The organism is Kitasatospora sp. NPDC059817 (assembly GCF_042731835.1).
Classification (GTDB): domain Bacteria; phylum Actinomycetota; class Actinomycetes; order Streptomycetales; family Streptomycetaceae; genus Kitasatospora.
On the sequence record NZ_JBHWIR010000008.1, the window covers coordinates 55,145 to 77,512 of the forward strand.

27 protein-coding genes are annotated in these 22,368 nt (G+C 72.6%); 17 read left to right on the forward strand and 10 right to left on the reverse strand.

Annotated features, from left to right (window positions below):
• Window positions 1-18: 18 nt before the first annotated feature.
• Window positions 19-183 carry a hypothetical protein gene (locus tag ACFV61_RS03135; RefSeq protein WP_380489771.1) on the reverse strand — a complete coding sequence of 55 codons (165 nt, stop codon included), beginning with the start codon at window positions 181-183 and terminating at the stop codon, window positions 19-21.
• A complete protein-coding gene (locus ACFV61_RS03140; RefSeq protein WP_380368863.1) occupies window positions 173-634 on the reverse strand; it encodes an ATP-binding protein in 462 nt (153 codons plus the stop codon). The genes ACFV61_RS03135 and ACFV61_RS03140 overlap by 11 nt, the downstream gene beginning before the upstream one ends.
• Before the next feature lie 119 nt (window positions 635-753).
• On the opposite strand from ACFV61_RS03140, the gene ACFV61_RS03145 reads away from it, so the two are divergent.
• The 3 genes from ACFV61_RS03145 to ACFV61_RS03155 all read left to right on the forward strand — a co-directional run bounded on the left by ACFV61_RS03145 (window position 754) and on the right by ACFV61_RS03155 (window position 2,209).
• Complete coding sequence (locus tag ACFV61_RS03145; RefSeq protein ID WP_380489773.1) at window positions 754-1,635, forward strand: Scr1 family TA system antitoxin-like transcriptional regulator; 882 nt, start codon at window positions 754-756, stop codon at window positions 1,633-1,635.
• Window positions 1,632-1,820 (forward strand): DUF397 domain-containing protein, encoded by a 189-nt coding sequence (locus ACFV61_RS03150; protein WP_380489775.1) that lies wholly within the window; start codon window positions 1,632-1,634, stop codon window positions 1,818-1,820. The genes ACFV61_RS03145 and ACFV61_RS03150 overlap by 4 nt, the downstream gene beginning before the upstream one ends.
• A 92-nt stretch (window positions 1,821-1,912) precedes the next feature.
• Entirely contained in the window at window positions 1,913-2,209 is a 297-nt protein-coding gene (locus ACFV61_RS03155; protein WP_380489777.1) for a DUF397 domain-containing protein, read from the forward strand.
• Between the two features lie 15 nt (window positions 2,210-2,224).
• On the opposite strand, the gene ACFV61_RS03160 is transcribed toward ACFV61_RS03155, so the two are convergent.
• Both ACFV61_RS03160 and ACFV61_RS03165 read right to left on the reverse strand, forming a co-directional pair.
• Window positions 2,225-2,713 (reverse strand): nuclear transport factor 2 family protein, encoded by a 489-nt coding sequence (locus ACFV61_RS03160; protein WP_380489779.1) that lies wholly within the window; start codon window positions 2,711-2,713, stop codon window positions 2,225-2,227.
• Window positions 2,714-2,727: 14 nt separating this feature from the next.
• Complete coding sequence (locus ACFV61_RS03165; protein ID WP_380489781.1) at window positions 2,728-3,465, reverse strand: SDR family oxidoreductase; 738 nt, start codon at window positions 3,463-3,465, stop codon at window positions 2,728-2,730.
• 125 nt (window positions 3,466-3,590) lie between these two features.
• On the opposite strand from ACFV61_RS03165, the gene ACFV61_RS03170 reads away from it, so the two are divergent.
• Window positions 3,591-4,418, forward strand: a complete 828-nt coding sequence (locus ACFV61_RS03170) for a helix-turn-helix transcriptional regulator (protein ID WP_380489783.1) — start codon at window positions 3,591-3,593, stop codon at window positions 4,416-4,418.
• A 46-nt stretch (window positions 4,419-4,464) separates the two neighbouring features.
• Entirely contained in the window at window positions 4,465-4,653 is a 189-nt protein-coding gene (locus ACFV61_RS03175; protein WP_380489785.1) for a DUF397 domain-containing protein, read from the forward strand.
• A 27-nt stretch (window positions 4,654-4,680) separates the two neighbouring features.
• On the opposite strand, the gene ACFV61_RS03180 is transcribed toward ACFV61_RS03175, so the two are convergent.
• Window positions 4,681-5,184, reverse strand: a complete 504-nt coding sequence (locus tag ACFV61_RS03180) for a DUF3592 domain-containing protein (RefSeq protein WP_380489787.1) — start codon at window positions 5,182-5,184, stop codon at window positions 4,681-4,683.
• A 237-nt stretch (window positions 5,185-5,421) separates the two neighbouring features.
• Between ACFV61_RS03180 and ACFV61_RS03185 the strand changes: the two genes are divergently transcribed.
• Complete coding sequence (locus ACFV61_RS03185) at window positions 5,422-6,174, forward strand: glycine-rich domain-containing protein (protein ID WP_380489789.1); 753 nt, start codon at window positions 5,422-5,424, stop codon at window positions 6,172-6,174.
• A 344-nt stretch (window positions 6,175-6,518) separates the two neighbouring features.
• Here the strand turns inward: ACFV61_RS03185 and ACFV61_RS03190 are convergent, their stop codons facing one another.
• Window positions 6,519-7,637: a hypothetical protein gene (locus ACFV61_RS03190; RefSeq protein WP_380489791.1), complete on the reverse strand. Its 1,119-nt coding sequence runs from the start codon at window positions 7,635-7,637 to the stop codon at window positions 6,519-6,521.
• 318 nt (window positions 7,638-7,955) lie between these two features.
• Between ACFV61_RS03190 and ACFV61_RS03195 the strand changes: the two genes are divergently transcribed.
• From ACFV61_RS03195 to ACFV61_RS03215, 5 genes are all read left to right on the forward strand, one after another.
• Complete coding sequence (locus ACFV61_RS03195; RefSeq protein WP_380489793.1) at window positions 7,956-8,342, forward strand: nuclear transport factor 2 family protein; 387 nt, start codon at window positions 7,956-7,958, stop codon at window positions 8,340-8,342.
• A gap of 82 nt (window positions 8,343-8,424) precedes the next feature.
• Window positions 8,425-8,862, forward strand: coding sequence for a GNAT family N-acetyltransferase (locus ACFV61_RS03200; protein WP_380489795.1), 438 nt, complete (start codon window positions 8,425-8,427; stop codon window positions 8,860-8,862).
• Between the two features lie 107 nt (window positions 8,863-8,969).
• Window positions 8,970-9,557 (forward strand): TetR/AcrR family transcriptional regulator, encoded by a 588-nt coding sequence (locus ACFV61_RS03205; protein WP_380368832.1) that lies wholly within the window; start codon window positions 8,970-8,972, stop codon window positions 9,555-9,557.
• Between the two features lie 29 nt (window positions 9,558-9,586).
• Window positions 9,587-10,735, forward strand: coding sequence for an epoxide hydrolase family protein (locus ACFV61_RS03210; RefSeq protein WP_380489797.1), 1,149 nt, complete (start codon window positions 9,587-9,589; stop codon window positions 10,733-10,735).
• 369 nt (window positions 10,736-11,104) lie between these two features.
• Complete coding sequence (locus ACFV61_RS03215; RefSeq protein ID WP_380489799.1) at window positions 11,105-11,884, forward strand: VOC family protein; 780 nt, start codon at window positions 11,105-11,107, stop codon at window positions 11,882-11,884.
• A 116-nt stretch (window positions 11,885-12,000) separates the two neighbouring features.
• Here ACFV61_RS03215 and ACFV61_RS03220 read toward each other — a convergent pair whose 3' ends face one another.
• Complete coding sequence (locus ACFV61_RS03220; protein WP_380489801.1) at window positions 12,001-13,716, reverse strand: 2-isopropylmalate synthase; 1,716 nt, start codon at window positions 13,714-13,716, stop codon at window positions 12,001-12,003.
• 182 nt (window positions 13,717-13,898) lie between these two features.
• On the opposite strand from ACFV61_RS03220, the gene ACFV61_RS03225 reads away from it, so the two are divergent.
• The 6 genes from ACFV61_RS03225 (at window position 13,899) to ACFV61_RS03250 (ending at window position 20,674) form a co-directional block, all read left to right on the forward strand.
• Window positions 13,899-14,591, forward strand: a complete 693-nt coding sequence (locus tag ACFV61_RS03225; protein ID WP_380489803.1) for a FadR/GntR family transcriptional regulator — start codon at window positions 13,899-13,901, stop codon at window positions 14,589-14,591.
• Between the two features lie 229 nt (window positions 14,592-14,820).
• Entirely contained in the window at window positions 14,821-17,961 is a 3,141-nt protein-coding gene (locus ACFV61_RS03230; RefSeq protein WP_380489805.1) for a nitrate- and nitrite sensing domain-containing protein, read from the forward strand.
• Complete coding sequence (locus ACFV61_RS03235; protein ID WP_363366748.1) at window positions 17,958-18,413, forward strand: roadblock/LC7 domain-containing protein; 456 nt, start codon at window positions 17,958-17,960, stop codon at window positions 18,411-18,413. Before ACFV61_RS03230 ends, ACFV61_RS03235 begins: the two co-directional genes overlap by 4 nt.
• Window positions 18,414-18,418: 5 nt before the next feature.
• Window positions 18,419-18,895: a DUF742 domain-containing protein gene (locus ACFV61_RS03240; RefSeq protein WP_380489807.1), complete on the forward strand. Its 477-nt coding sequence runs from the start codon at window positions 18,419-18,421 to the stop codon at window positions 18,893-18,895.
• Between the two features lie 3 nt (window positions 18,896-18,898).
• Window positions 18,899-19,501, forward strand: coding sequence for an ATP/GTP-binding protein (locus tag ACFV61_RS03245; protein ID WP_363366746.1), 603 nt, complete (start codon window positions 18,899-18,901; stop codon window positions 19,499-19,501).
• 39 nt (window positions 19,502-19,540) lie between these two features.
• A complete protein-coding gene (locus ACFV61_RS03250; protein ID WP_380489809.1) occupies window positions 19,541-20,674 on the forward strand; it encodes an FAD-dependent monooxygenase in 1,134 nt (377 codons plus the stop codon).
• A 75-nt stretch (window positions 20,675-20,749) separates the two neighbouring features.
• On the opposite strand, the gene ACFV61_RS03255 is transcribed toward ACFV61_RS03250, so the two are convergent.
• The 3 genes from ACFV61_RS03255 to ACFV61_RS03265 form a co-directional block, all read right to left on the reverse strand.
• Window positions 20,750-21,511, reverse strand: coding sequence for a serine hydrolase (locus tag ACFV61_RS03255; RefSeq protein ID WP_063349791.1), 762 nt, complete (start codon window positions 21,509-21,511; stop codon window positions 20,750-20,752).
• Window positions 21,512-21,580: 69 nt separating this feature from the next.
• On the reverse strand, window positions 21,581-21,640 hold the full coding sequence (locus ACFV61_RS03260) for a hypothetical protein (RefSeq protein WP_380369111.1): 60 nt from the start codon (window positions 21,638-21,640) through the stop codon (window positions 21,581-21,583).
• Complete coding sequence (locus tag ACFV61_RS03265) at window positions 21,637-21,972, reverse strand: hypothetical protein (protein WP_380489811.1); 336 nt, start codon at window positions 21,970-21,972, stop codon at window positions 21,637-21,639. Before ACFV61_RS03265 ends, ACFV61_RS03260 begins: the two co-directional genes overlap by 4 nt.
• Between the last annotated feature and the right edge of the window lie 396 nt (window positions 21,973-22,368).

Sequence of the window (22,368 nt, forward strand, 5' to 3'; positions counted from 1 at the left end):
CTTCCCACTCCTCTTGCTTTACGGGGCGGTTGGGGTGGAGGTGGCGACGGGGCGGGGGTGGCGGTTCGGGTGGTGGTGGGCGGTGAGGGGGTGGATCCAGGCGAGGAGGGCGAGCAGGAGGGCGAACGGGAGGAGGGTGCAGAGCGTCGCGCTGCCCGGGCTATGGCGGGGTTCAGGACGCATCGAGGGTGATGGGGAGGTCGAGCTCGGCCCAGACGGTCTTGGCGTTGGGGTGGCGGGGGATGGTGCCCCAGCGGTCGGCGAGGGCGTCGATGAGGGTGAGGCCGCGCCCGGACTGGGAGTTGGGGGCGAGGACGGCGGGCAGGGCGGGGAAGCGGTCGCCCCGGCAGTCCGAGATCTCGATGCGCAAGGTTGTGCCCCGGCGCACGGTGGTGGTGAGACAGAGGTGAAGCTCGAAGCCGCGCCCCGGAACGCGGCCATGGGTAGTCGCGTTAGCGGCGAGCTCCGCGACGATCAGGAGAGCCGAGTAGTACGGCTCGGTGTGGGACAAGTTCAGCCCCCAGGTAGTGAGTTGACGCCTGGTGATGCGCCGGCAGATGGCGGCGCCCTTGGGGGTGGCGGCGAGGGTGATGGTGTGGCGGCGGGGGCTGTCGAGGGGGATGTCGGTCGTCATGGAAAAAATCGTGACGGCGCGGACGTACGCTGACCATGCATCCGGGGAGTACGGAGAGTGCCTGTCCGGGTGCGGACAGCTTTTGTTCGTGTGGCCGAATCACTAACGGGGTGGTCGCGATGGGCGCAGGACGCAACATCGAGTCGGACGACGACGTTCGCACGGAACTGCAGGAGGACCTGAGCGAGGTGTCGGACTTCTTCCGCGCCATCGGGAAGCAGATCAAGCTCCTGCGGGAGCGGGCCGGGATGACGCAGAAGGAACTCGGCGAACGCGTCGGCTACGGAGAGCACCTGATCGGCGCGGTCGAGCGCGGAAAGCGCACCCCGCAGCCGGAGTTCCTGGTGGCGGCGGACAAAGTCCTCAACGCCGGCGGCCTGTTGGCCATCACGAAGGACGACGTGATGCGGGCGCGGGCCAAGGCGCGCGTGAGACACCCCGCCTGGTTCCGGGGCTACGCAGCCCTAGAGGTTGACTCGATCGAGATGCACGACTACACCACTCTTCTCATTCCAGGCCTCCTCCAAACGGAACGCTACGCGCGGGCGCTCTACGAAATGCGGCAGCCCGCTCTCAGCGAAGAAGTGATCGAGATGCGCGTAGCCGCACGTATGGCTCGGCAGGAGATCCTCACGCGATGGCCCAGGGCGATCTTCAGCTGGGTGATCGACGAGAGCGTACTGCGGCGCCCCCTAGGCGGCCGAGAGGTCTTCAAGGAGCAGCTGCAACGACTGCTGGAGGTCGGGCGCATGCGGGGAATGGTGGTGCAGATCATGCCCCTTGACAGGACAGAGCACGTGGGGATGGGCGGATCGTTCATTCTGCTCACGCCCAAAGGCCGACCGCAGACCGCCTACATCGAAGTTCAGACCAGCAGTAGGCTGATCACCGACCCGGACGAGGTCCGGATCATGAATGCGCGGTACGGCACCCTCAGGGCTCAGGCCCTGTCTCCTGAGGAGTCCCTGGCCTTGATCGAGAAGATTCTGGGAGAACTATGAGCACCCAGCTGGCATGGTTCAAGAGCAGCTACAGCAGCAACGAAGGCGGCGCCTGCATTGAGGTCGCCGAGACGCCCGCTGTCATCCACGTGCGCGACTCCAAGGACAAGAGCGGCCCGCAGCTGGCCTTCGAGCCGGCCACCTGGCAGGCGTTCGTGGCATTCGCCGCGACCGCCGAGGTCTGATCAACGTCCTCCCAACGGCCCACCGCCTACCGGGCGGCGGGCCGTTGGCGTACCGTCAAGCTGACCACGCCATCCCGGATTTAGGGGGAGCAGTGAGCAGCGAACTCATCTGGTTCAAGAGCAGCCACAGCAGCAACGAAGGCGGCGAGTGCATCGAGATCGCCTGGTTCAAGAGCAGCTACAGCGGTAACGAGGGCGGCGAATGCGTCGAGGTCGCCTGGCACAAGAGCAGTCACAGCAGCAACGAGGGCGGCCAGTGCATCGAGGTCGCCGAGACGACCGAGGCCGTCCTCGTCCGCGACTCCAAGGACGCCTCCGGCCCCCACCACACCTTCACCCCCGCCGCCTGGCAGGCGTTCGTCGCCTTCGCCGCCACCGCCGAGGCCTGATCAGCATAGTTCCGGTCACTCCGGTTCGAAGGCTCGCAGGGTGTCCTCGCCGTCGGTCCACAAGACCCCGAGCCGCTGCCGGGCCAAGAGCCATCCGTCCCCGTCACGGCGGAACTCCCAGTCGTAGGGACCGCCCATGGAGTAGGGGGCAGAGGTCCTCCCCGGAGCGGTGACGGCGACGGCGACGGCGACGAACCACATGTACCCGATGCCGGTCGCCCGGTCGCCCGCCACGTCCACGTGCATGTTGAGGATGTGGTGCTGGATGCTCGTGTAGGGCGACTCGGCCTCCTCCACCTTCGCGCGGATGGCCTCCCTCCCCTGGGTTTGCTGCCAGGGCCCGAACTCCAGCACGGCGTCTTCGGCCCAACAGGCGGACCAGGTCTGCCAGTCCTTGCGGTCCAGTGCCCGCCAGCCTCGGATCATGAGGGCGTGCAGGGCGTCCCGGTCCTCCAGACCACGTATTCTGCGCGCCAGGTCGTCGAGAGCGGGGGTGTGCAGCATTCCGGTTCCTTCCGTCACTGGGCGCTCGCCGCAGGTCGTACGACGATCTCGTTCACGTCGACGTACGGCGGCTGGGAGATCGCGTAGGCGACGGCGTCCGCGATCGCGGAGGCCGGCAGGGCCACGGCGCGGTAGGTCCGCATGGCCGCCCGGGCGGCCGGGTCCGCGATGCCGTCGGCGAGTTCGGACTCCGTGACACCCGGCGAGACCAGCGTGACCCGGACGTCACCGGCGGACTCCTGACGCAGGCCCTCGGAGATCGCACGGACCGCGAACTTGGTGGCGCAGTACACGGCAGCGGTGGGAGAGACCTCGTACGCGCCGACGGAGGCGATGTTCACGATGTGCCCGCCACCTCGGGCGCGCATCACGGGCAAGGCGGCGGAGATACCGTGCAGGACACCCCGCAGGTTCACGTCGATCATGCGGTCCCACTCCTCCGTCCTGAGCGCCTCCAGCGGCGACAACGGCATCACCCCGGCGTTGTTGACCATCACGTCCACGCGGCCGTACCGCTCTTCGGCCGCTGCCACGAAGTCCCGCACGTCGGCGGCCTCGGTCACGTCCAGGCGCCGGGCCGCCGCCGTGCCGCCCGCGGCGGTGATCTCCGTGACGAGTCGGTCCAGGCGATCGGTGCGCCGTGCTCCCAGGAACAGGCGGTGGCCGTCGGCGGCGAGCCGGCGGGCGGTCGCCTCGCCGATCCCGCTGCTGGCACCGGTGATCGCTACGACCTTGATCGTCTGGTCCGGCATGACTGCCCCTTGTCTCTCGGTAGGTCACCGAGTCTGGGCGAGGTGTTCCGGGCGGCCCAGGCCGTGTGCTGCCTGGGTGCGGTACACCCAGGCGGCACACCGGGCCCACGGCCTAGCCTGGGCACATGACCGACAACCAGCTGGGTGAGTTCCTGCGGGCGCGCCGTGCAGCCGTGCGGCCGGACGAGGTCGGGATGCCGAGCCATGGCGTGCGCAGGGTCGCCGGGCTGCGCCGCGAGGAAGTCGCCGTACTGGCAGGGGTGAACGCGGACTACTACACCCGGCTGGAACAGGGCCGTGAACGCCACCCGTCCGCGCAGGTGGTGGACGCGCTCAGCCGCGCGCTGCTGCTGGACACCGATGCCCAGGCGCACCTTCACCAACTGTCCGGAACCGCGCCGTCCCAGCGGCCCGTCGCCGCCACCGACCAGGTCGCCCCCGACCTGCGCGTCCTGCTGGACGGCTACCCCGGCACTCCGGCGTTCGTCATCAACCCGATCCTGGACATCCTGGCCGCCAACGCCCTGGCCGAGGCCCTGTACTCCCCCTTCGAAGCGATGGACAACCTGGCCCGCATGGTCTTCCTCGACCCGGCAGGTCGGCCGTTCCACCCCCGATGGGACCGGACGGCAGAGACGGTGGTCGGGCACCTGCGCCAGGCGTCCGGCGTCGACCCGGGCAGTCCGCGCCTACGGGCTCTCGTCGGCGAACTCAGCACGCACAGCACGGACTTCGCCCGGCTGTGGAACACCCACACCGTGCGCGGCAAGACCCGCGAACACAAGCACCTCCACCACCCGGACGTCGGCGGCATGACCCTCACCCACCACGCATTCGACGTGCGGGACGCCCCCGGCCAGCAGTTGATCATCTACCAAGCCGAACACGGCAGCCCCAGCGCCGAGGCACTCAGCCTGCTCGGCTCCGTGCACGCCACACGCGTCGGTAGGTGATCACGCAGCAGGCGAGCCTGAGGAACGCTTCGCGCCAGGGGGAGCAGTGAGCAACGAACTCGCCTGGTTCAAGAGCAGCCACAGCAGCAACGAGGCCGGCCGGTGCATCGAGGTCGCCGAGACGACCGAGGCCGTCCTCGTCCGCGACTCCAAGGACGCCTCCGGCCCCCACCACACCTTCACCCCCGCCGCCTGGCAGGCGTTCGTCGCCTTCGCCGCCACCGCCGAGGTCTGATCGACTTCCCCCTCAACGGCTCACCGCCTAAAGAGCGGTGGGCCGTCTGCGCGCCCGGGTGAGCCGGCGGTACGCGAGATGGACCGCGAGGCCCAGCAGGGTCATGACGACGGACGCGACCAGTGCGACCACATCGAGCACGTTCCGGCCCAGTGAGTTCCAGAAACCGATGCTCGAAGCGAGGGCGGCGGTGTCGGTGTGCCGGGGGTCGTACACCGCCGTCACGGTGTCGCGGGCCTTGACGGTGTCGGTGACGTAGGCGAGTTGGGTCTCGACGGATGCCCCCTCGGACGTCGTGAACCGTACCCGGCAGTGGGCGTTGCCCGCCGGGTTGTCCTGCGGCGCGCTCACCTCGGTGCAGTCGGTGACGACCGCCGACACGTGGACGCCGCGGCTGCGGAGAGCCGACGTCACCCCCATGTCGTGCGGTATCAGGTAGACGAGGCTGAGGACGAACAGCAGGACCCCCAGGCCGATCATCGCGAGCGAACCGTTCCGCACGGTCCGGCCGTGGTCCGGCGCGTTCTCCATCGATCCCCCCGGTGTCGGCCCAACTGCCCACGTGCGCTCACGCTACCCGCACCCACCGACACCGGCTTCCGAGCAGGGCGAGCCGCTGGTCGAGATCCACCGGCAGGCCCGGCTCCCCGGTCATCCGGCGTAACACCTGGTGCACGGCGCGCCCCGGGAGCGAAGGATGGTGCGTGGACTACCCACAGACCCACCCGCCCACGCCCGGCCAGGGCAGCGACACGGAGGAACACCTCGATGACATCCGCCCCGACCACGACGCACCGTCGGCGGAGCAGGGCCGCACTGGCCGCCTGCGCGACCGTGCTGGCCGTCTCCGCCACCACCCTCGCCGCCGGGACCGCCCCCGCCCACGCCACCACGGGCGTGCGCGAGTTCACCCGGACCGCCACCTTCACCGTCCCCGTCGGTGTCACCGGCCTGTTGATCGATGCCTGGGGCGCCGGTGGCGGAGGCGCCGGCGGCACCTCGACCGCGCCCGTGACCGGCGGTGGGGGCGGGGGTGGCGGCGGATACGTGCACGGTGCGATCACGGTGCTCCCCCTTGAGCAGGTCACCATCACCATCGGTGCCGGTGGCGCGGGCGGCGCGGTTGGCGCCGTGGGCTCCGGCGGCACCAGCACCACCATCGCGATCGGTTCGACGGTGCTGGCCACCGCCCAGGGCGGCGGCGGGGGCTTCACGGCGAGCGGGGGCTTCCCGGACTCGTACGCCAGCGGCGGCGCAGGGGGTGGCGGCACCGCACCCGCCGAAACCCCCTTGGGCGGCGGCGGCTACGTACGGCCCGGCGCGGCCGGGGGCAGCACGGCCGGCGCGCTCTTCCCGAACATCGTCTCGCCGGGGGGAACGGGCGGCCAGCCCGCGAACACCGGGAGCGCCAACCCGGGAGACGCCGCGACCGGCGGGCCGGGTGGCGAGTCCGGTCCCGGCAGCGCCTCGCCCGGCGAGGCCGGAGCGCCGGGGTACGCGCTCATCCACTGGTCGTTCTGAGCACCCGACTTCACAAGGCCGAGCCGAGACGGCACCGAACAGGGGATCCGGTCGGTACCGCAGCAGCCCAATACCGGGAACCGTGTTTTCGCGCGTCACTACCGAACCACGGGACAAGACCGCGCTGGAGAGGAACCCGGCGCCAATGCGCTCGGCGACCGTGGCCCCCACTGCGCCGACTGCGACCGTCACGCGGGCTCCCTACCACTGACGACGACGCGTCGGCGCCCCCGTGGAGAGCCGGCTGCCGGACCCCCGACCCCACCGGGCGAGCCGGGGCGGCGTTCACACCGCCCCGGCCCACCCGTGGTCCACGCCCCGTCGCGAGGCGGCCGGCCGTCGGGCTACCAGCTGATGATCACGTAGCCGGGCGTCCCCTGCGTGCCCCCGGTCGCGTCGGCGCCGGCTCCGCCCGGGCTGCCGGGGGTGTTGTCGTTGACGACGACGTCGTCACCGTTGCCGCCCCTGCCTCCCTGGCCGCCACCGCTGCCGGCTCCGCCCGCACCTCCCGTGCCGGTTCCGGCCGGCGGGGCGGGCGTGGCGGCCGAGAGCGTCGCGCCCGCACCGCCCGCACCTCCGCCGGAGGAGCCGTAGCCGCCGTTTCCGCCGTAACCGCCCCGCCCCTGGCCTCCGTCATTGCCTGCGCTACCGGAGTAGCCCGACCCACCGCCCGCCCCTTGCGCACCGTCCGCGCCGATGACGCCACCGGTCGCCTCCCCCTCACACACACTGTCGGAGCCTTGACCCTGCGCTCCCCCGGCGCTGCCAGGTCCGCCCCGGCCGCCGGATCCGCCGCTTCCGGGGTGGCCGTTCGACCGCCCGGTGGTGCCTCCCCCGCCGCCACCGCCGCCAGGTCCGGTCGGTCCGCCCCCCCCGCACCGACCGCCGGCCGCCGCGGCGAAGGGCTGCAGGACGAGTTCGCCGTCGGCATCCTGGAAGGGCAGTTCGAAGAACACGCCGCTGCTGAACCCCTCCACACCGACCCCGCCGGTGGCACCGGTGGAGCCCGACCCCCCGCTGCCGCCGTTCTCGGTGTCCGCACCGCCGCCACCCCCGCCCGAACCCGACCCCGCGGCCCCGCCTCCACCACCCCGTCCGACGCGCACTGCGACGGTTCCCGGCAGCTGCCCGTACGGGGGCAGTTGCTCCAGGAGGGACGTCTGGACCCGGCAGGCGAGGTAGAAGCCGCTGCCACCGCCGACGCCACCGCCCCCTCCTGCTCCCCCGCCGCCGCCACCACCGCCACCACCGCCGTACGACCCGAAGGTGGAGTCCTCGCCGCCGCCGCCCCCTCCGGCACCCCCGCCCCCACCGCCTCCCCCACCGCCGCCGCCACCGCCGCCCCAGGCCTGGACGAGGACCTCGGTCACCCCGGCGGGCACCGTGAAGTAGGAGGTGCCGGCCTCCGAGAACACCTGCTGCCCATGGGCGGCGGCGGCCGTCACGACGGTCCTCAGGTCCACCGGGGCTACCTGCTGCGGCGCGGAGGCGGGGGCAGCGCCGAGCAGGCCACCGGTCACGGGGAGCGCGAGGAGCGCGAGACGCCGCCGACGGGCGGGCCGCGAGGGTCGCACACGAAGAGTATCCATGCGACCACCCTCCGGCATCATTCGCTTGCGCCGCAACCTGGGCGACGCCCCGCGCGGCATCCCGGACGGCGGCCACACCGCCACCGCCGAGGACCCGTCGCCCGGAAGGCGAGCCGGCCGCCCCTCTGGCAGCCCCAGCCGGATCTGTCAAACAGCGCACACCTGTTGTGAGCGGACTGGTACGTTCCGCGCATGGACTTCAACGCCATTGCCAACTCGTTCGTGGGCCACTACTACACCACCTTCGACTCCGGCAGCCAGGGACGCGGGAACCTCTCCAGCCTCTACCGACCCGAGTCGATGCTCACGTGGGAAAGCCAGCAGCTCCAGGGGCAGCAGAACATCCTCGCGAAGCTGACGACGCCCGAACTGGCCACCGTCAAGCACAAGGTGAACACCACCGACGCGCAGCCCGCCCCGGGCAACCGCGTACTGGTCACCGTCACGGGCGGCCTCGCCATCGACAACGCCTTCGACAAGCCGCTGCAATTCGCCGAGACGTTCAACCTGCAGCCGATCCCCGGCCAGCCCGGCGGCTTTTTCGTCTACAACCAGATCTTCCGCCTCATCTTCGCCTGAGCCGCCCAGGGTCCGGGGCTTCCCGTCGGCTTCCCGTTCGACAGGGTGAAGTCCCGGACCGGCGCCGCGACTTGGAGGAAGGGTGCACCTGCGCGAGCTGCGGCCGGCCGACGCCGACGCCGTCCGCCGCATCTACAGCGGCAGGTCGGTCGCCGACCTGTGGTTCGGCCAGATGACCGCCGCCCAGGCCCACGACTACGTACGCGAAGCCCGGGAGGCCGACGCGCAGCGACCGCGCACCGCACGCGTCCTCGGCATCGACGTCCACGACGACCTGATCGGCATCGTCCGACTCCGCATCACCGGCCACACGGGCAGCCTCAGCTACATCCTGCGCGAGGACGCCTGGGGCCACGGCTACGCCACCACAGCGGTGTGCCGGTTCCTCGCCCACCACCCCACCCCACGGGTCACCGCCGAGCACCGCGTCGGCAACCCCGCCTCGGGAAGGGTCCTGGTGAAGACCGGCTTCGTCGTGACCACCGTGACCGACGAGATCATCCGCTACGAACTGGGCTAGCGCCTGCCCCGCCACCTCCGACTCCCCGGGGCCCGCGCCGGGCGTGACGCGGACCTTTGCCGTGTGTTTATATTGAACAATGGTTCAACCAAAAACCGGACACCCCCGTGCCCCGCACGCCTGAGGCCTCGGCGGCCGTCCGCGAAGCGACCCGCGCCAAGATCCGGCGCGCCGCCGTCCTGCTCATGGCAGAACAGGGCTACCGCGCCACCACCCTGCGCCAAGTCGCCACCCGGGCCGGCGTCGCCGACGGACTGCCCTCCCGCTACTTCGGCAGCAAGGACGGCCTGCTGATCGACATCGCCGACGGCTGGCGCGAACGGACCCGCGCGGCGCTCGCCGCCCAGCCAGCCGACAGCCCCGCCGCCACCCTGCAACTCCTCGTCCGCTCCGCCCTGCTCGGCCTGGACGCAGCCCCCGAGGAGGTCGAGGAGAGCCGGGCCGTCTCCGCCCTGCTCGCCGACCCCGAAGCCCGCGCCGTCCTGGTCGCCGCAGGCGCCGACCTCGCCTCCGCCGACCTCCTCCAGGCCCTGGACGAATCCCTGGCGGCCTGCCGCGTCCCCGACCCCGCTGCCGCCCGCCTGCTCCTCCTCGCCGGCATCCGCGGCGGCCTCACCCTCGCCGCCGAGGACCCCGCCTTCCCACTGCGCGACCTGGAAGCGGCCCTGCTCGCCCACATCCTGCCGACGACCTGACCCCTCCCCGAGCTCTGAAAGGCCCCGCCATGACCGCCGAAACCGACATCCGCCCCTACCGCATCGCGATCGAACAGCACCAGCTCGACGACCTGCGCGACCGCCTCGCCCGCACCCGCTGGCCCGACTCGCCGCCCGGCACCGACTGGGACTACGGCGTCCCGCTCCACTACCTCCAGGACCTGGCCGAGTACTGGCGGACCGGCTACGACTGGCGCGAACACGAAACCAGGCTCAACACCTTCCCGCAGTACACCACCACCATCGACGGCGCCAACGTGCACTTCCTGCACGTCCGTTCACCCGAACCCGACGCCACCCCGCTGATCATCACGCACGGCTGGCCCGGCTCGGTGGCCGAATTCCTGGACATCCTGGGCCCGCTCACCGACCCCCGCGCCCACGGCGGCGACCCGCGCGACGCCTTCCACGTGGTCGCGCCCTCCATCCCGGGCTACGGCTTCTCCGGACCGACCAGCCAACTCGACTGGGACTACCGGCGCGTGGCGCGCGCCTGGGCCGAACTGATGAACCGCCTCGGCTACCCTCGCTACGGCGCCCAGGGCGGCGACTGGGGCTCCGGCATCTCCCGCGAACTCGGCCTCGCCGCCCCCACCCGGGTCATCGGCGTGCACGTCAACACCTCCCCCACCTTCCCCACCGGCGACCCGGCCGTCCTCGACGCCCTCGACCGCGAACGGCTCGACACCTGGGCCCGCCACCAGGCCGAAACCTCCGGCTACACCGCCGTCCAAGCGACCCGCCCGCACACCATCGGCTACGCGCTCACCGACTCACCGGTCGGCCAACTCGCCTGGATCATCGAGAAGTTCAGCGAATGGACGGACTGCGACAGCGGCCTCCCCGAAGACGCCGTGCCCCGGGACCACCTCCTCACCAACGTGATGCTGTACTGGCTCACCGCCACCGCCGGCTCCTCCGCACGGCTGTACAAGGAGTCGGCCCGCAATGGCTGGACCGAGGCCACCCCCTCCACCGTCCCCACCGGCATGGCCGTCTTCCCCCACGACATCACCCTGCCGGTCCGCGCCTTCGCCGAACGCATCGACAACATCGTGCACTGGACCGAGTTCGACCACGGCGGCCACTTCGCCGCCCTGGAACAGCCCGACCTGCTGGTCGCCGACATCCGGACCTTCTTCCGCACCCTGACCTGACGCCGCCCGTGGCCGGTCGGATGTTCATCGACTCACGATCTCAGGCGCGAAGTAGCCACGCAGCCAAGCGATCTTCCCGACCCGGATGCGGAAGATCTGCCGCGGCGTCCGGAACACGACGGCCGCCATGGGCGATCGTCAGCTTCCTGCTGTCGATCTGACGGCACCCCATCGGCCAATGCCGGTTGGGGGCCGCCTCCCTTCAGCATCGAACCCGCCCTGCCCGCTTCGACGGCGCTGACCCGCGCTGACCGGTGCTGACCGGTGCTGACCGGTGCTGACCGGCGGGTCGTGACAGCGTGTCGAGTGGCGGAGCGCGATCCGCGACGAGAGGGTGACCGACGCAGGACCTCACCTGAAGGAGCGAGAATGCCCGAAGTCACCACTCCGTACGCGACCGGCACCCCGTGCTGGGTCGATCTGATGGCGCAGGACCAGCAGGCGGCACTGGACTTCTACCGCGACCTGTTCGGCTGGCAGGGGCAGGTCGGCCCGGCCGAGTTCGGCGGGTACGCGGTCTGTGAGCTGAACGGCAAGCCGTCCGCCGGGATCGGCCCGGCGATGGCGCCGGAGGGGATGCCCACCCCGCCGACCGTGTGGACCAGCTACCTGTCCACCACCGACGCCCAGGCCACCCAGGACGCGATCGTCGGCGCGGGCGGCACCCTGCTCGTCCCGGCGATGGACGTCGGCGAGCTCGGCAGGATGCTGATCGCCGCCGACGCGCAGGGCGCGGTGTTCGGTGTCTGGCAGCCGGGCGAGTTCTTCGGCGCCCGGGTCGTCAACGAGAGCGGCGCGCTGATCTGGAACGAGCTGCACACCAGCGACGTGCCCGGCGCCACCGCCTTCTACGGCGAGGCGTTCGGCATCGAGATCGAGCCGGCGCAGGGCGCCGAGCAGTACTGGGAGCTGCGGGTCGGCGGCCGGGCCGTCGGCGGGGTCTCGCTGCTCGCCAACGACCCGCCCGGCACGCCCGCGCACTGGCTGACGTACTTCGCGACGGACGACGTCGACTCCACCGTGGACGCCCTCGTCAAGCACGGCGGCACCGTCCTCGCCCCGCCGTTCGACATGGTGGCGGGCCGGATGTCGGTGGTGGCCGACCCGCAGGGCGCGCCGTTCGCGGTGATCGCACCGAAACCGATGTAGGTGGACGGCACGGCCCACCGCGCACGGTGTCGCGGTGGGCCGTCTCCGTCCGACTCCCGTCCGTACAACTCCCGCCCGTACGGGTCACTCCGGCGCGACGGCCGTCACCCCCGCCGTCACTCCCGCTGCGCGCGGCCGACGGCGCTGAGCACCGCCCGCACGCCTGCCGTGAGCACCGAACCGTCCCGCCCGGCGCCCCAGACCACCTGTCCGCCGACCCCGCCGACCCGGGCCTCGACGTAGGCGACAGCGTCGCTACCAGCACCAGCACCAGCCCCGACGGCGTGCTCGCTGAAGTGCAGGATGTCGACCCGCAGCGCGTCGGCCACCGCGTCGAGCGGCCCGGCGCCCTCGCCGCGCCGGCCGTCCACTTCCGCCCAGTCGTCGCCGGCCTGCCACGGCCAGTCCGGCGCCGCGTCCAGGTACTCCGCGCGGAAGAGCCCGTACAGTTCCTCCGCCGTCACCTCCCGCCCGCTGTCGTCGGTGGCCTCCTGCACGACCCGGGAGAACTCGATCTGGAGCCGCCTCGGCAGTTCCAGCCCGTGCCCGGTCTGGAGCAGGTAGGCGATGCCGCCCTTGCCGGACTGGCTGTTGACCCGGATGACCGCCTCGTAGTCGCGGCCGAGGTCGGCCGGGTCGATCGGCAGGTACGGCACCGACCAGGGTGCCTCGCGCGCCGGGACGCCGGACTCGGCCGCCACCTTGGCGTGGTGGGCGAAGCCCTTCTTGATGGCGTCCTGGTGGGTGCCGGAGAAGGCGGTGTGCACCAGGTCCCCCGCGTAGGGGTGGCGCTCGTGCACGGGCAGCCGGTTGCAGTGCTCGACGGTGCGGCGGATCTCGTCGAGGTCGGAGAAGTCGAGCATCGGGTCGACGCCCTGGGTGTGCAGGTTGAGCGCCAGCGTCACCAGGTCGACGTTGCCCGTCCGCTCGCCGTTGCCGAACAGGCACCCCTCCACCCGCTGGGCGCCGGCCAGCACGGCCAGTTCGGCGCAGGCGACGCCCGTCCCCCGGTCGTTGTGCGGGTGGACGGAGAGGATCACCGACTCGCGGCGCTCCAGGTGCCGGTGCAGGTACTCGATCTGGTCGGCGTAGACGTTGGGGGTGGCGATCTCGACGGTGGCGGGCAGGTTGTGGACGACGGGCCGGTCGGGGCTGGCGTCCCACAGTTCGGTGAGGCCGTTGCAGACCTCCAGGACGTAGTCCGGTTCGGTCAGGTTGAACACCTCGGGCGAGAACTGGAAGCGCACCCCGGGCCGGCCGTCGGCCCGACGTGCCAGGTGGGTGGCGGCCTCGGTGATCAGGGCCCGCAGTTCGTGCCGGTCGCGCCCGAGGACGACCTCGCGCCAGAGCGGGGCGGTGGCGGTGTAGAGGTGGACGACGACGCGGGGCAGGCCTTCGACGGCTTCGAAGGTGCGGTCGATCAGGTCGGCGCGCGCCGCCGTGAAGACGACGACGGTGACGTCCTCGGGCACCGCGCCGGGCACGGTGGCCAGTTGCCGGACGAAGTCGAAGTCGGTGCGGCTGGCGGAGGGGTAGCCGACCTCGATCTCCTTGAAGCCCATGGCCAGGAGCAGGTCGAACATCCGCTGTTTGCGTGCCGGGTCCATGGGTTCGGCCAGTGCCTGGTTGCCGTCGCGCAGGTCGACGGGGACCCACAGCGGGGCGTGGCCGATCCGCCGGCCGGGCCAGCGCCGCATCAGTGCGGGGACGTGCACGCGCTCGTGGGCGGGCCGGTAGCGGTGGGAGGGCATGGCACCCGGGCGCTGCGGGTTCCAGGCGGGGGCGGTGACCGGGACGGGGCCGGCGGGGGTACGCAGGGTCGGGAATCGCATGATGAGTCCTTACGGAGGTACCGGTGGACCGGCAGGACGGCGCCCCGCAGCGGGGTGCCGGTCCGGTCACGCCCCCGCTGCGGCCACCAAGAAGAAGGCCACCCAGAGGGAGACTCCACGGCTGCATGCCGGGTAGACTAACCACGAACCAAGTCCTCAGACAAGCTGACAGGTGAACGCGAATGTCCCCGCTCGGCCCCCTCCACCGCTCCCCCCTCGTCGACCAGGCCACCCGACGCCTGGAGGAGCAGATCACCGCCGGACACTGGCCGGTGGGCGGGAAGCTGCCGGGCGAGGTGACCCTGGCGAAGGAACTGGGCGTCGGGCGCTCGACCGTCCGGGAGGCGCTGCGCGCGCTGGCCGGCGCCGGGATGGTGCAGAGCCGGCAGGGGTCGGGCGTGTTCGTGACGGCGGACCGGCCCGCCCTGGACTGGCCGACCCGGCTGCGCCGGGCGGAACTGGCGCACGTCTACGAGGTGCGCACCATGGTCGAGGTGCAGGCGGCCCGGCTCGCGGCCGCACGCCGCACGGAGACGGACCTCACCGCCGTGGACGCGGCACTGGCCACCCGGCTGGCGGCGGGCGGCGCGGACGACACGGCCTTCGTGGACGCCGACATCGCGCTGCACACCGCCGTGGTGGCGGCCGCGCACAATCCGGTGCTGGACGATCTGTTCGCCCAGTTCGCGCCGGTCCTGAGGGAGCATCTGGTGGCCCTGGTGGGGGTGCTGGGGCTGCGCAGCGGGGACCCGAACCACGGCTACGCGTCACACGCGGACCTCGTCGGGGCGCTGCACCGGGGCGATCCCGAGGAGGCCGGGCGGGTGCTGGCGGCCGAGCTGGAGGCCACCCGGTCGCGCCTGCTGGCCGACTGAGCGGGGCGGGCGGGGCGGGTGGAGCGGCCGGGGGCGATATCCGGAGCGCGGGCACACAGTTTTCACACAGCGGCCACCCGGCCGCCCGCTCCGACGGCCGACGCCTCGTCAACCCGCTCCGAACTGGGATGCTTCGAGCACGTACGATCAACCGTCAGATGACATTGTGTCCGGAGCGTGTGTGACCACGGTCCAGGCGGCGAACGCACTTTCACTCCAATCACACGGTATGACTAGTATCGCCTCGTCAAGCCCGTGCCCCGGACGGCCCGCCCCGCTCAGGCCGGCCGCCATCCCCAAGGAGACTGCTCTGCGCGCGCGTGCGAATCGGCGGCCCCCGACGCCGAAGGCCCCCCGCAGGCGTCCGCGCCTGTCACTGCGGACGGCGCTGCTCGTCCTCGCCGTCGTCCCCAGCATCGCCCTGGCCGCCCTGTGGGCGGTCACCAGCGGCGAGACCGTCTTCGCCTTCCAGCGCCAGGCCGCCCAGGGCCTGCTCGCCCAGAAGGCCGGCCAGCCGTCCAACATCGTCTACTACAGCCTCCAGGAAGAACGCCGGCTCAGCGCCGAGGCGCTCGCCCGGCCCGGCGGCAACACCGACCAGCTGCGCCGCCAGCGCCAGCAGACCGACGACGCGGTCCGCCAGTTCCAGGTCCTCTCCGGCGAGACCGCCGACAGCGCCCCCGAAGAGGTTCGCACCGCCGTCACCGAGGCCCGCCAGGCGATGGGCAAGCTCGCCGAACAGCGCGCCGCCGTCGACCACGGCTCGATCGACCAGCAGACCCTCTACACGTACTACACCGACCTGATCGCCGTCGACCTGCGGCTGTTCACCGCACTCAGCCACGTCGACACCGGCGAGGTCACCTGGATCTCCAAGACCCTGGTGAACGCCTTCTGGGCCAAGGAGATGCTCGCCCGCGAGGACGCCATCCTCGCCCGCGGCTGGCCCACCGGGCGGCTCACCGTCACCGACTACCAGCAGGTCCAGCAGTCCGTCGGGGCGCAGGAGCACCTCTTCGCCGTCCAGGTCGTCCCGTACATCCCGGACGGCGAGTCCGCCGCCTGGCACGACCTGATGAACAGCCCCGCCTGGCAGGCCAAGGCCGCCGTCGAGCAGTCGCTCACCAAGCCCACCGCCGCCGAGGCCAACGGCACCGTCAGACTCCCCGCCGCCCAGGACCAGTGGCGCCAGGCCCTCGACCAGCTCAACCCGCAGCTGGTCAAGGTCATCGAGACCCGCACCAGCGGCATCGTCGACGTCGGCAAGGGCACCATCCTCTCCCTCCTCACCACGGTCGTGCTGACCACCGTCGTCGGCCTGATCACCGTCGTCGCGGTGATCATCGCCTCCTGGCGGCTCAGCCGCTCGCTGCGCCGGCGCATCAAGGAGCTCCAGACCCAGGCCGAGGAGATGGAGCGCACCCTCCCCGAGGTCGTCGAACGCCTCGGCCGCGGCGAGCAGGTCGACGTCGAGGCCGACTCCCGCACCATCACCGCCGGCCCGCACGGCAACGGCACCGACGAGCTCGCCCGCCTCGGCCAGGCCCTCAACCTGGCCCGCGCCTCCGCCGTCGAGGCCGCCGTCAAGCAGGCCGAACAGCACCGCGGCTTCGAGCGGCTGCTCCAGCGCATCGCCCGCCGCACCCAGCTGCTGATCGGCCGCCAGCTGCGCAAGCTCGACGAGCTGGAGCGCAAGCACGAGGACCCGGAGGTCCTGGAGGGCCTGTTCGACCTCGACCACCTCACCGCCCGCCTGCGCCGCTACGAGGAGAACCTCGTCATCATGGCCGGCGGCCAGCCGCAGCGGCGCTGGCGCAAGCCCGTCCCGCTGCTGGACGTGCTGCGCGCCGCGCAGGGCGAGGTGCAGGACTACCGCCGGATCATGATCGACGTCGAGGGCCACCCGTGGCTGTCCGAGCGGGCCGTCGGCCCGGTCGCGCACGTGCTCGCCGAGCTGATGGAGAACGCCACCACCTTCTCCAAGCCGCCCACCCCGGTCGAGGTCCGGGCCGCCATGGTCGGCCGCGGACTCGCCGTCGAGATCGAGGACCGCGGCCTCGGCATGGACCCCGAGCAGTACGACGCCGCCAACGAACTGATGAGCCGCCCGCCCCGCACCGACGTGCTCGCCCGGGCGGACGACGTCCGCCTCGGCTTCTACGTCATCGCCCGGCTGGCCGCGCACCACGGACTCAAGATCGAGTTCCGGCCGTCGGCCTTCGGCGGCACCCGGGTCGTCGTGCTCGTCCCCGACGAGCTCGTCATCGACGGCGACGCCGGACTGCCCGACGACGCCCCCGTCGAACCGATCCCGCTCGTGCGGCGCTCCCGCAAGGCGCTGCTCACCGCCTCCAACGAGGCCCCGGCGCCGGCGCCGGCGGGGCCGCCGGTCGCGCCCGTGGACTCCTTCCCGCCGGGAGAGTCCTTCGCGCCGGCGGAGCCCCTCCCGCCCGTGGAGACCTTCGCCGCGGCCGACTCCTTCCCGCCGGTGGAGTCCTTCCCGCCGGTGGAGGCGTTCGGGCAGGTCGAGGCCTTCGGGCAGGTCCAGCACGTGGAGCAGCCCGGGTACGCCGAACCGCTCGGGTACGTCGAACCGGTCGGGCACGTCGAACCGCTCGGGCAGACCCAGCAGCTCCCGCAGACCCAGCAGTTCCCGCACGACCCGCTGACCGCCCCCGTCCAGGCCTTCGGCCACGTCGAGTACGTCCAGCCCGAGGCCGCGCCCGCCGCCGAGCCCGCGCCGTTCCCCACCCCGTACGCCGCCCCGTACGCCGAGCAGCCGATCGAGCACAGCTCCCCGGCCCCCGACGCCCCGGCCGACCAGCGGCCCTCGCACGACGTGCCCGCCTACCCGGACATCGCCTACGCCCGGGTCACCGACGCCGAGGCCCCGTACGCCGACGAGCAGTACCGCCCGGCCGACCACTACCGGCTGGCCGAACGGCGTCGGCGCCGCGAGTACGCCTCCGCGGTGCCGCTCAGCCCCACCGAGACCGAGCAGCCCCCGCTGCCCCAGCGCGTCCGGCAGGCCAGCCTGGCCGCCGAACTGCGCGTCCCGCCGGCGCCCCGCCCGCAGTGGGCCGAGCCCGCCGCCGGGCCCCGCGCCGAATCCGCCGCCCAGGGCACCGAGCCCGCCGGCGGCCCCTTCCAGCGCCCGGCGAAGCGCTCCGGTGCGACGATCGGCGCCTTCCAGCGCCAGTCCCGTGCCGCCCGCGCCCAGGACAGCGGCGAGCACCCGCTGCCCGGGGCCGTGACCCCACCGGCTCCCCCCACCGCCCCCGCCGGCTCCCCGACGCCCGCGTCCGGCCCCTCCCCCTGGGCCCTGCCGGCCGCGGACCCCCGAACCACACGAACGGATGACCAGTCATGAACCGAACGATCGCCACCCACCAGGACCTGGACTGGCTGCTGGACGGACTCGTCGACTCGGTGCCCGGGACCAGGAACGCCGTCCTGCTCTCCGACGACGGCCTGGTCGTCAGCCACTCCCGCACCATCGAACGGGCCGACGCCGAGCGCCTCGCCGCCGTCGCCACCGGCCAGCAGAGCCTGGCCCGCGGCGTCGGCCAGCTCTTCGACGGCGGGGCCGTCCACCAGGTGATCGTCGAACTCGCCGAGTGCTGGCTGTTCATCATCGCCGCCGCCCAGGGCACCCACCTGGCCGTCGTCGCCTCCCAGGAGGTCGACGCCGAGGTCATGTCGGTCGCCATGCACACCCTGGTGCAGCAGGTCGGCCAGAAGATGACCACCCCGGTGCGGGCCGAGGCCGGCGCCGCCTCCCCCACCGGCTTCGACGCCTTCGCCGCCCGGAACCGGAGCTGACACCGGTGGGCCCGTACGGAAACGGGAGCGGTAGCGGGAACGGGAACGGGCAGCGCGGCGGGGTCCCGCACTGGAGCGAACTGCCGGACGAGGACGCCGAGGACGAGTCGGGCGCCATGGTGCGCCCGTACACCATCACCCGCGGCCGCACCGCCCCCGAGCGCGACGACCTCACCCTGATCACCGTGCTCACCACCGTCGAGGACGAGGCCGACCGGGCCCTGGCGCGGGGCAGCCGCGCCGGTGCCCGCGGCCTCCAGCCCGAGCACCGGATGATCCTCGACCACTGCCGGCGGCCCGCCGCCGTCGCCGAGGTGTCGGCCGGCCTGGACCTCCCGGTCTCGGTCACCAAGATCCTGCTGGGCGACCTGGTCGCCCAGGGCCTGCTGCGGGCCAGGGCACCGCTCTCGGTGGCCCGGGCCGCCGGAGGCGTGGACCTCGGCCTGCTCACGGCCGTTCGCGAAGGACTCCGGAGACTCTGAACCATGGCAACACCCCACCCCAGCAGTGCCGCTGACGCCGGCGTCGCCACCGCGCCGGCCGCCGTCAAGATCCTCATCGCGGGCGGCTTCGGCGTCGGCAAGACCACCCTCGTCGGCTCCGTCAGCGAGGTCACCCCGCTGCGCACCGAGGAGTACCTGACGCGGGCCAGCGTCGGCGTGGACGACCTGTCCGGCGTCGACCAGAAGGACACCACCACCGTCGCCCTCGACTTCGGCCGGATCACCGTCAGCCCGGACCTCGTCGTCTACCTGTTCGGCACCCCCGGGCAGGAACGCTTCTGGTTCATGTGGAACGACCTCGTCAACGGCGCCCTCGGCGGCATCGTCATCGCCGACACCCGCCGGCTCGACACCAGCTTCGCCTCCATCGACTTCTTCGAGAGCCGGGGCATCCCCTTCGTCGTCGCCATCAACTGCTTCCACAGCCACAACACCCGCACCCCCGACGAGATCCGGGCCGCCCTCGACCTGGACCCGCAGGTGCCGATGCTCCTCGGCGACGTCCGCGAACGCGCCTTCGGACGCGACCTGCTGCTCGCCCTGGTCGACCACCTGATGGACCTCTCCGCCGCCCCCGTCGGCTGAACGTCGGCTGAACCACCTCCCTTCCCCAGGAGCCACCCCATGACCTCACCCCTGCGCGTCCTCGTCCACGGCGGCGGCATCGGCGGGCTCACCCTCGCCACCGCCCTCGCCAAGCGCGGCCACCACGTCGACGTCGCCGAACTGCGCGACCAGCTGGAAGCCCTCGGCGTCGGCATCATCCAGCCCTCCAACGCCCTCCACGTGATGCGCGAGATCGGCGTCCTCGACGACTGCCTCGCCGCCGGCTTCGAATGGGAGGTGCTGACCATCTGCGACCCGACCGGCGCCACCCTCGCCAAGATCCCGCAGCCCCGGATGGGCGACGCCCCCTCCAACAACGGCATCCCCCGCCCCGCCCTCGCCCAGGTGCTCGCCACCGCCGCCACCCGGGCCGGCGCCACCCTGCGCTTCGGCACCACCATCGCCGACCTCGCCGAGGACGCCGACGGCATCGACGCCACCCTCACCGACGGGCACCGCGGCCGCTACGACCTCGTCGTCGGCTTCGACGGCATCGGCTCCCCGCTGCGCAAGCGCCTCTACGGGGAGAAGTACGCGCCCGAGTACACCGGCTTCGCCAACTGGCGCGTCACCCTGCCGCGTTCACCCGAGGTCCAGGGCGTGGTGATGTCCACCGGCAACCTCAAGGCCAAGGCGCTGCTCACCCCGATCAGCGACGACCTCATGTACCTGGGCTCGGTGTTCGCCGAGGCCGAGGACTTCCGGCCCGACCCCGGGCACGCCCACGAGCAGCTCGCCGAACGCCTGGCCGGCTTCGGCGGCCCGATCGCCGAGGCCCTCGCCCAGGTCACCGACCCGTCCGCCGTGGTCTACTCGCGGATCTCCCAGGTCAGCGTCGAGGAGCCCTGGCACGTCGGCCGGATCGCGCTCGCCGGCGACGCCGCCCACGCCTCCACCCCGCACCTCGCCCAGGGCGCCGCGATGGCCGTCGAGGACGCCCTCGTCCTCGCCCAGAGCCTGGACGCCGCCGAGACCGTGCCCGCCGCGCTCGCCGCCTGGGAGGAGCGCCGCCGACCCCGCGCCATGTGGGTCCAGGCGCTCTCCCGGGCCATCCTCAAGCAGGAGACCGGCATGCCCACCACCCCGGAGGAGGACGAACTCCTCAAGGTCGGCATCCCCGGCGCCGCCCACGTCCTCGTCCAGCCGTACTAAAGCCCCTGTCCGGCCTGCTGCACAGCCCCGTGCAGCAGGCCGGCGGCCGGGTCACGCGCCGGCTCACGCGTCGGCTCACGCGCCGGCGAGCTCGTGCCGCCGCTGCCACACCGCCGCCGAGACCCGGGCCAGCAGCCGGGCCGCCGGGTCCGTACGGTCCTCACCCGAGGCCAGCGGGCCGGTGTAGCAGACCGCGATCAGGTAGGGCGGGCAGTCCTGCGGGTGGACCAGGCCCACGCTGTGCCGGGCGCCCGGCACCCAGCCGTTCTTGAAGGCGATCCGGGTGTCCGGCGGCAGGCCCGCCGCCAGATCCACCCGGAACGCGTTGCGCTCCAGCAGCGCCAGCAACTCCGGCTCCCCGCCCAGGGAGTGCAGCAGCCGCACCAAGTCCCGCGCGCTCACCAGGTTGTGCACCCCGGCGTCGCGCGCCGCGTAGTCCTCGATCCCGCGCGGGCTCGCGCTGCGCGTCGCCCCGGCCCGCCGCCACGCCTCGGCCACCGCCGCCCGGTCGACCCGGGCCAGGCACAGGTTGGTGGCCAGGTTGGAGGAGTGCGTGATCATCCGCTCGGCGAGCAGCCGCAGCGGCACATGCGTGCCCAGCAGCTCCCACGGCAGCGGATCGCTGTCCCAGTCGGGATCGTTGCCGAACTCCCCGCCCACCACGGACTCGAACCGGTTCACCACCGGCACCTCGGCATCGAGATCCACCCCGCCCCGGGCGAGCGCCGCCAACACCGCGACCTTCATCGTGCTCGCGGCATCATGCAGTTCGTCCGGCGCCCGCACGAACACCGGCTCCGCCTCGCCCGCCCAGGGGGCCACCACCACAGAGAGCATGGGCGCAGCCTAGGGCAGCCTTCGGTTGATCAGGAAGGACTGCCCACGGCTGCCCACGGCTTCTCGGGGCTACTTCGCGCAGGTGCGGTCCTTGCCCGGGAGGTGGCCGGTGGCCAGGTAGGTGTTCACCGAGCCGTCGACGCAGGCGTTGCCGTAGACGCCGAAGCCGGCGTACTGGAAGGCGCCGTCGAGCCGGTGGCCGAACCCGCGCTGGTGAACGCCTCCCGCAGGAAGGCGGCGAAGCCGGGCGACACCCGGGTGGGCTGCCCGTCGGCGGCCTTGGCCAGGACGGACAGCTGCTCGGCGAGGCCCGCCCGCGCCGGGTCGAGGTCGCTCGCGAGCCCGGCGAACAGCAGGGCGGGCACCTGGCTGCCGTCGAGCCGGAAGACGTCGGGGGCGGTGCCGACGGTGAGCGGCGCCCGCTCGGCCGCCGCGACGACGCGGTCGATCGTGGCGCGCACCTGCGCGCGGGTGTCGCCGAGGCCGTAGTCGGCGCAGCGCGCGCCCGCGCTCTCCAGGCCGCGGCCGACCTCGTCGTCGGGGCCAGGACGCAGCTGCGCCAGTCGAGGCGCTGGTGGTGGTAGCGGTCGAGTCCGGCTGCGGCGCTCGCGGGGCCGTCGTCGCGCTCGGCGGCGGCGGCCGTGGCGGCGGGCGCCGTGGCGAGGCAGGCGGTCAGGGCGAGGCCCGCGGCCGCGACGCGGCGCAGGGCCTTGGGGGTGGTCATGCGGTCTCCTGGCGGTGATGGGTGCGGATGGGGGGGGGGGTGAGGTGGGCGCCCCCACAACCCCGCCCCCGCGACAGCCCCCCCCCCCCCCCCCAACACCCACGCACGCCACAAAACAGGGACACACAGCGAC

Coding starts and splice junctions, on each gene's coding strand:
- ACFV61_RS03135 (WP_380489771.1), bottom strand. CDS start 183: ATGCGTCCTGAACCCCGCCATAGCCCGGGCAGCGCGACGCTCTGCACC.
- ACFV61_RS03140 (WP_380368863.1), bottom strand. CDS start 634: ATGACGACCGACATCCCCCTCGACAGCCCCCGCCGCCACACCATCACC.
- ACFV61_RS03145 (WP_380489773.1), top strand. CDS start 754: ATGGGCGCAGGACGCAACATCGAGTCGGACGACGACGTTCGCACGGAA.
- ACFV61_RS03150 (WP_380489775.1), top strand. CDS start 1,632: ATGAGCACCCAGCTGGCATGGTTCAAGAGCAGCTACAGCAGCAACGAA.
- ACFV61_RS03160 (WP_380489779.1), bottom strand. CDS start 2,713: ATGCTGCACACCCCCGCTCTCGACGACCTGGCGCGCAGAATACGTGGT.
- ACFV61_RS03165 (WP_380489781.1), bottom strand. CDS start 3,465: ATGCCGGACCAGACGATCAAGGTCGTAGCGATCACCGGTGCCAGCAGC.
- ACFV61_RS03170 (WP_380489783.1), top strand. CDS start 3,591: ATGACCGACAACCAGCTGGGTGAGTTCCTGCGGGCGCGCCGTGCAGCC.
- ACFV61_RS03180 (WP_380489787.1), bottom strand. CDS start 5,184: ATGGAGAACGCGCCGGACCACGGCCGGACCGTGCGGAACGGTTCGCTC.
- ACFV61_RS03185 (WP_380489789.1), top strand. CDS start 5,422: ATGACATCCGCCCCGACCACGACGCACCGTCGGCGGAGCAGGGCCGCA.
- ACFV61_RS03195 (WP_380489793.1), top strand. CDS start 7,956: ATGGACTTCAACGCCATTGCCAACTCGTTCGTGGGCCACTACTACACC.
- ACFV61_RS03210 (WP_380489797.1), top strand. CDS start 9,587: ATGACCGCCGAAACCGACATCCGCCCCTACCGCATCGCGATCGAACAG.
- ACFV61_RS03215 (WP_380489799.1), top strand. CDS start 11,105: ATGCCCGAAGTCACCACTCCGTACGCGACCGGCACCCCGTGCTGGGTC.
- ACFV61_RS03220 (WP_380489801.1), bottom strand. CDS start 13,716: ATGCGATTCCCGACCCTGCGTACCCCCGCCGGCCCCGTCCCGGTCACC.
- ACFV61_RS03225 (WP_380489803.1), top strand. CDS start 13,899: ATGTCCCCGCTCGGCCCCCTCCACCGCTCCCCCCTCGTCGACCAGGCC.
- ACFV61_RS03230 (WP_380489805.1), top strand. CDS start 14,821: ATGACTAGTATCGCCTCGTCAAGCCCGTGCCCCGGACGGCCCGCCCCG.
- ACFV61_RS03235 (WP_363366748.1), top strand. CDS start 17,958: ATGAACCGAACGATCGCCACCCACCAGGACCTGGACTGGCTGCTGGAC.
- ACFV61_RS03245 (WP_363366746.1), top strand. CDS start 18,899: ATGGCAACACCCCACCCCAGCAGTGCCGCTGACGCCGGCGTCGCCACC.
- ACFV61_RS03250 (WP_380489809.1), top strand. CDS start 19,541: ATGACCTCACCCCTGCGCGTCCTCGTCCACGGCGGCGGCATCGGCGGG.
- ACFV61_RS03255 (WP_063349791.1), bottom strand. CDS start 21,511: ATGCTCTCTGTGGTGGTGGCCCCCTGGGCGGGCGAGGCGGAGCCGGTG.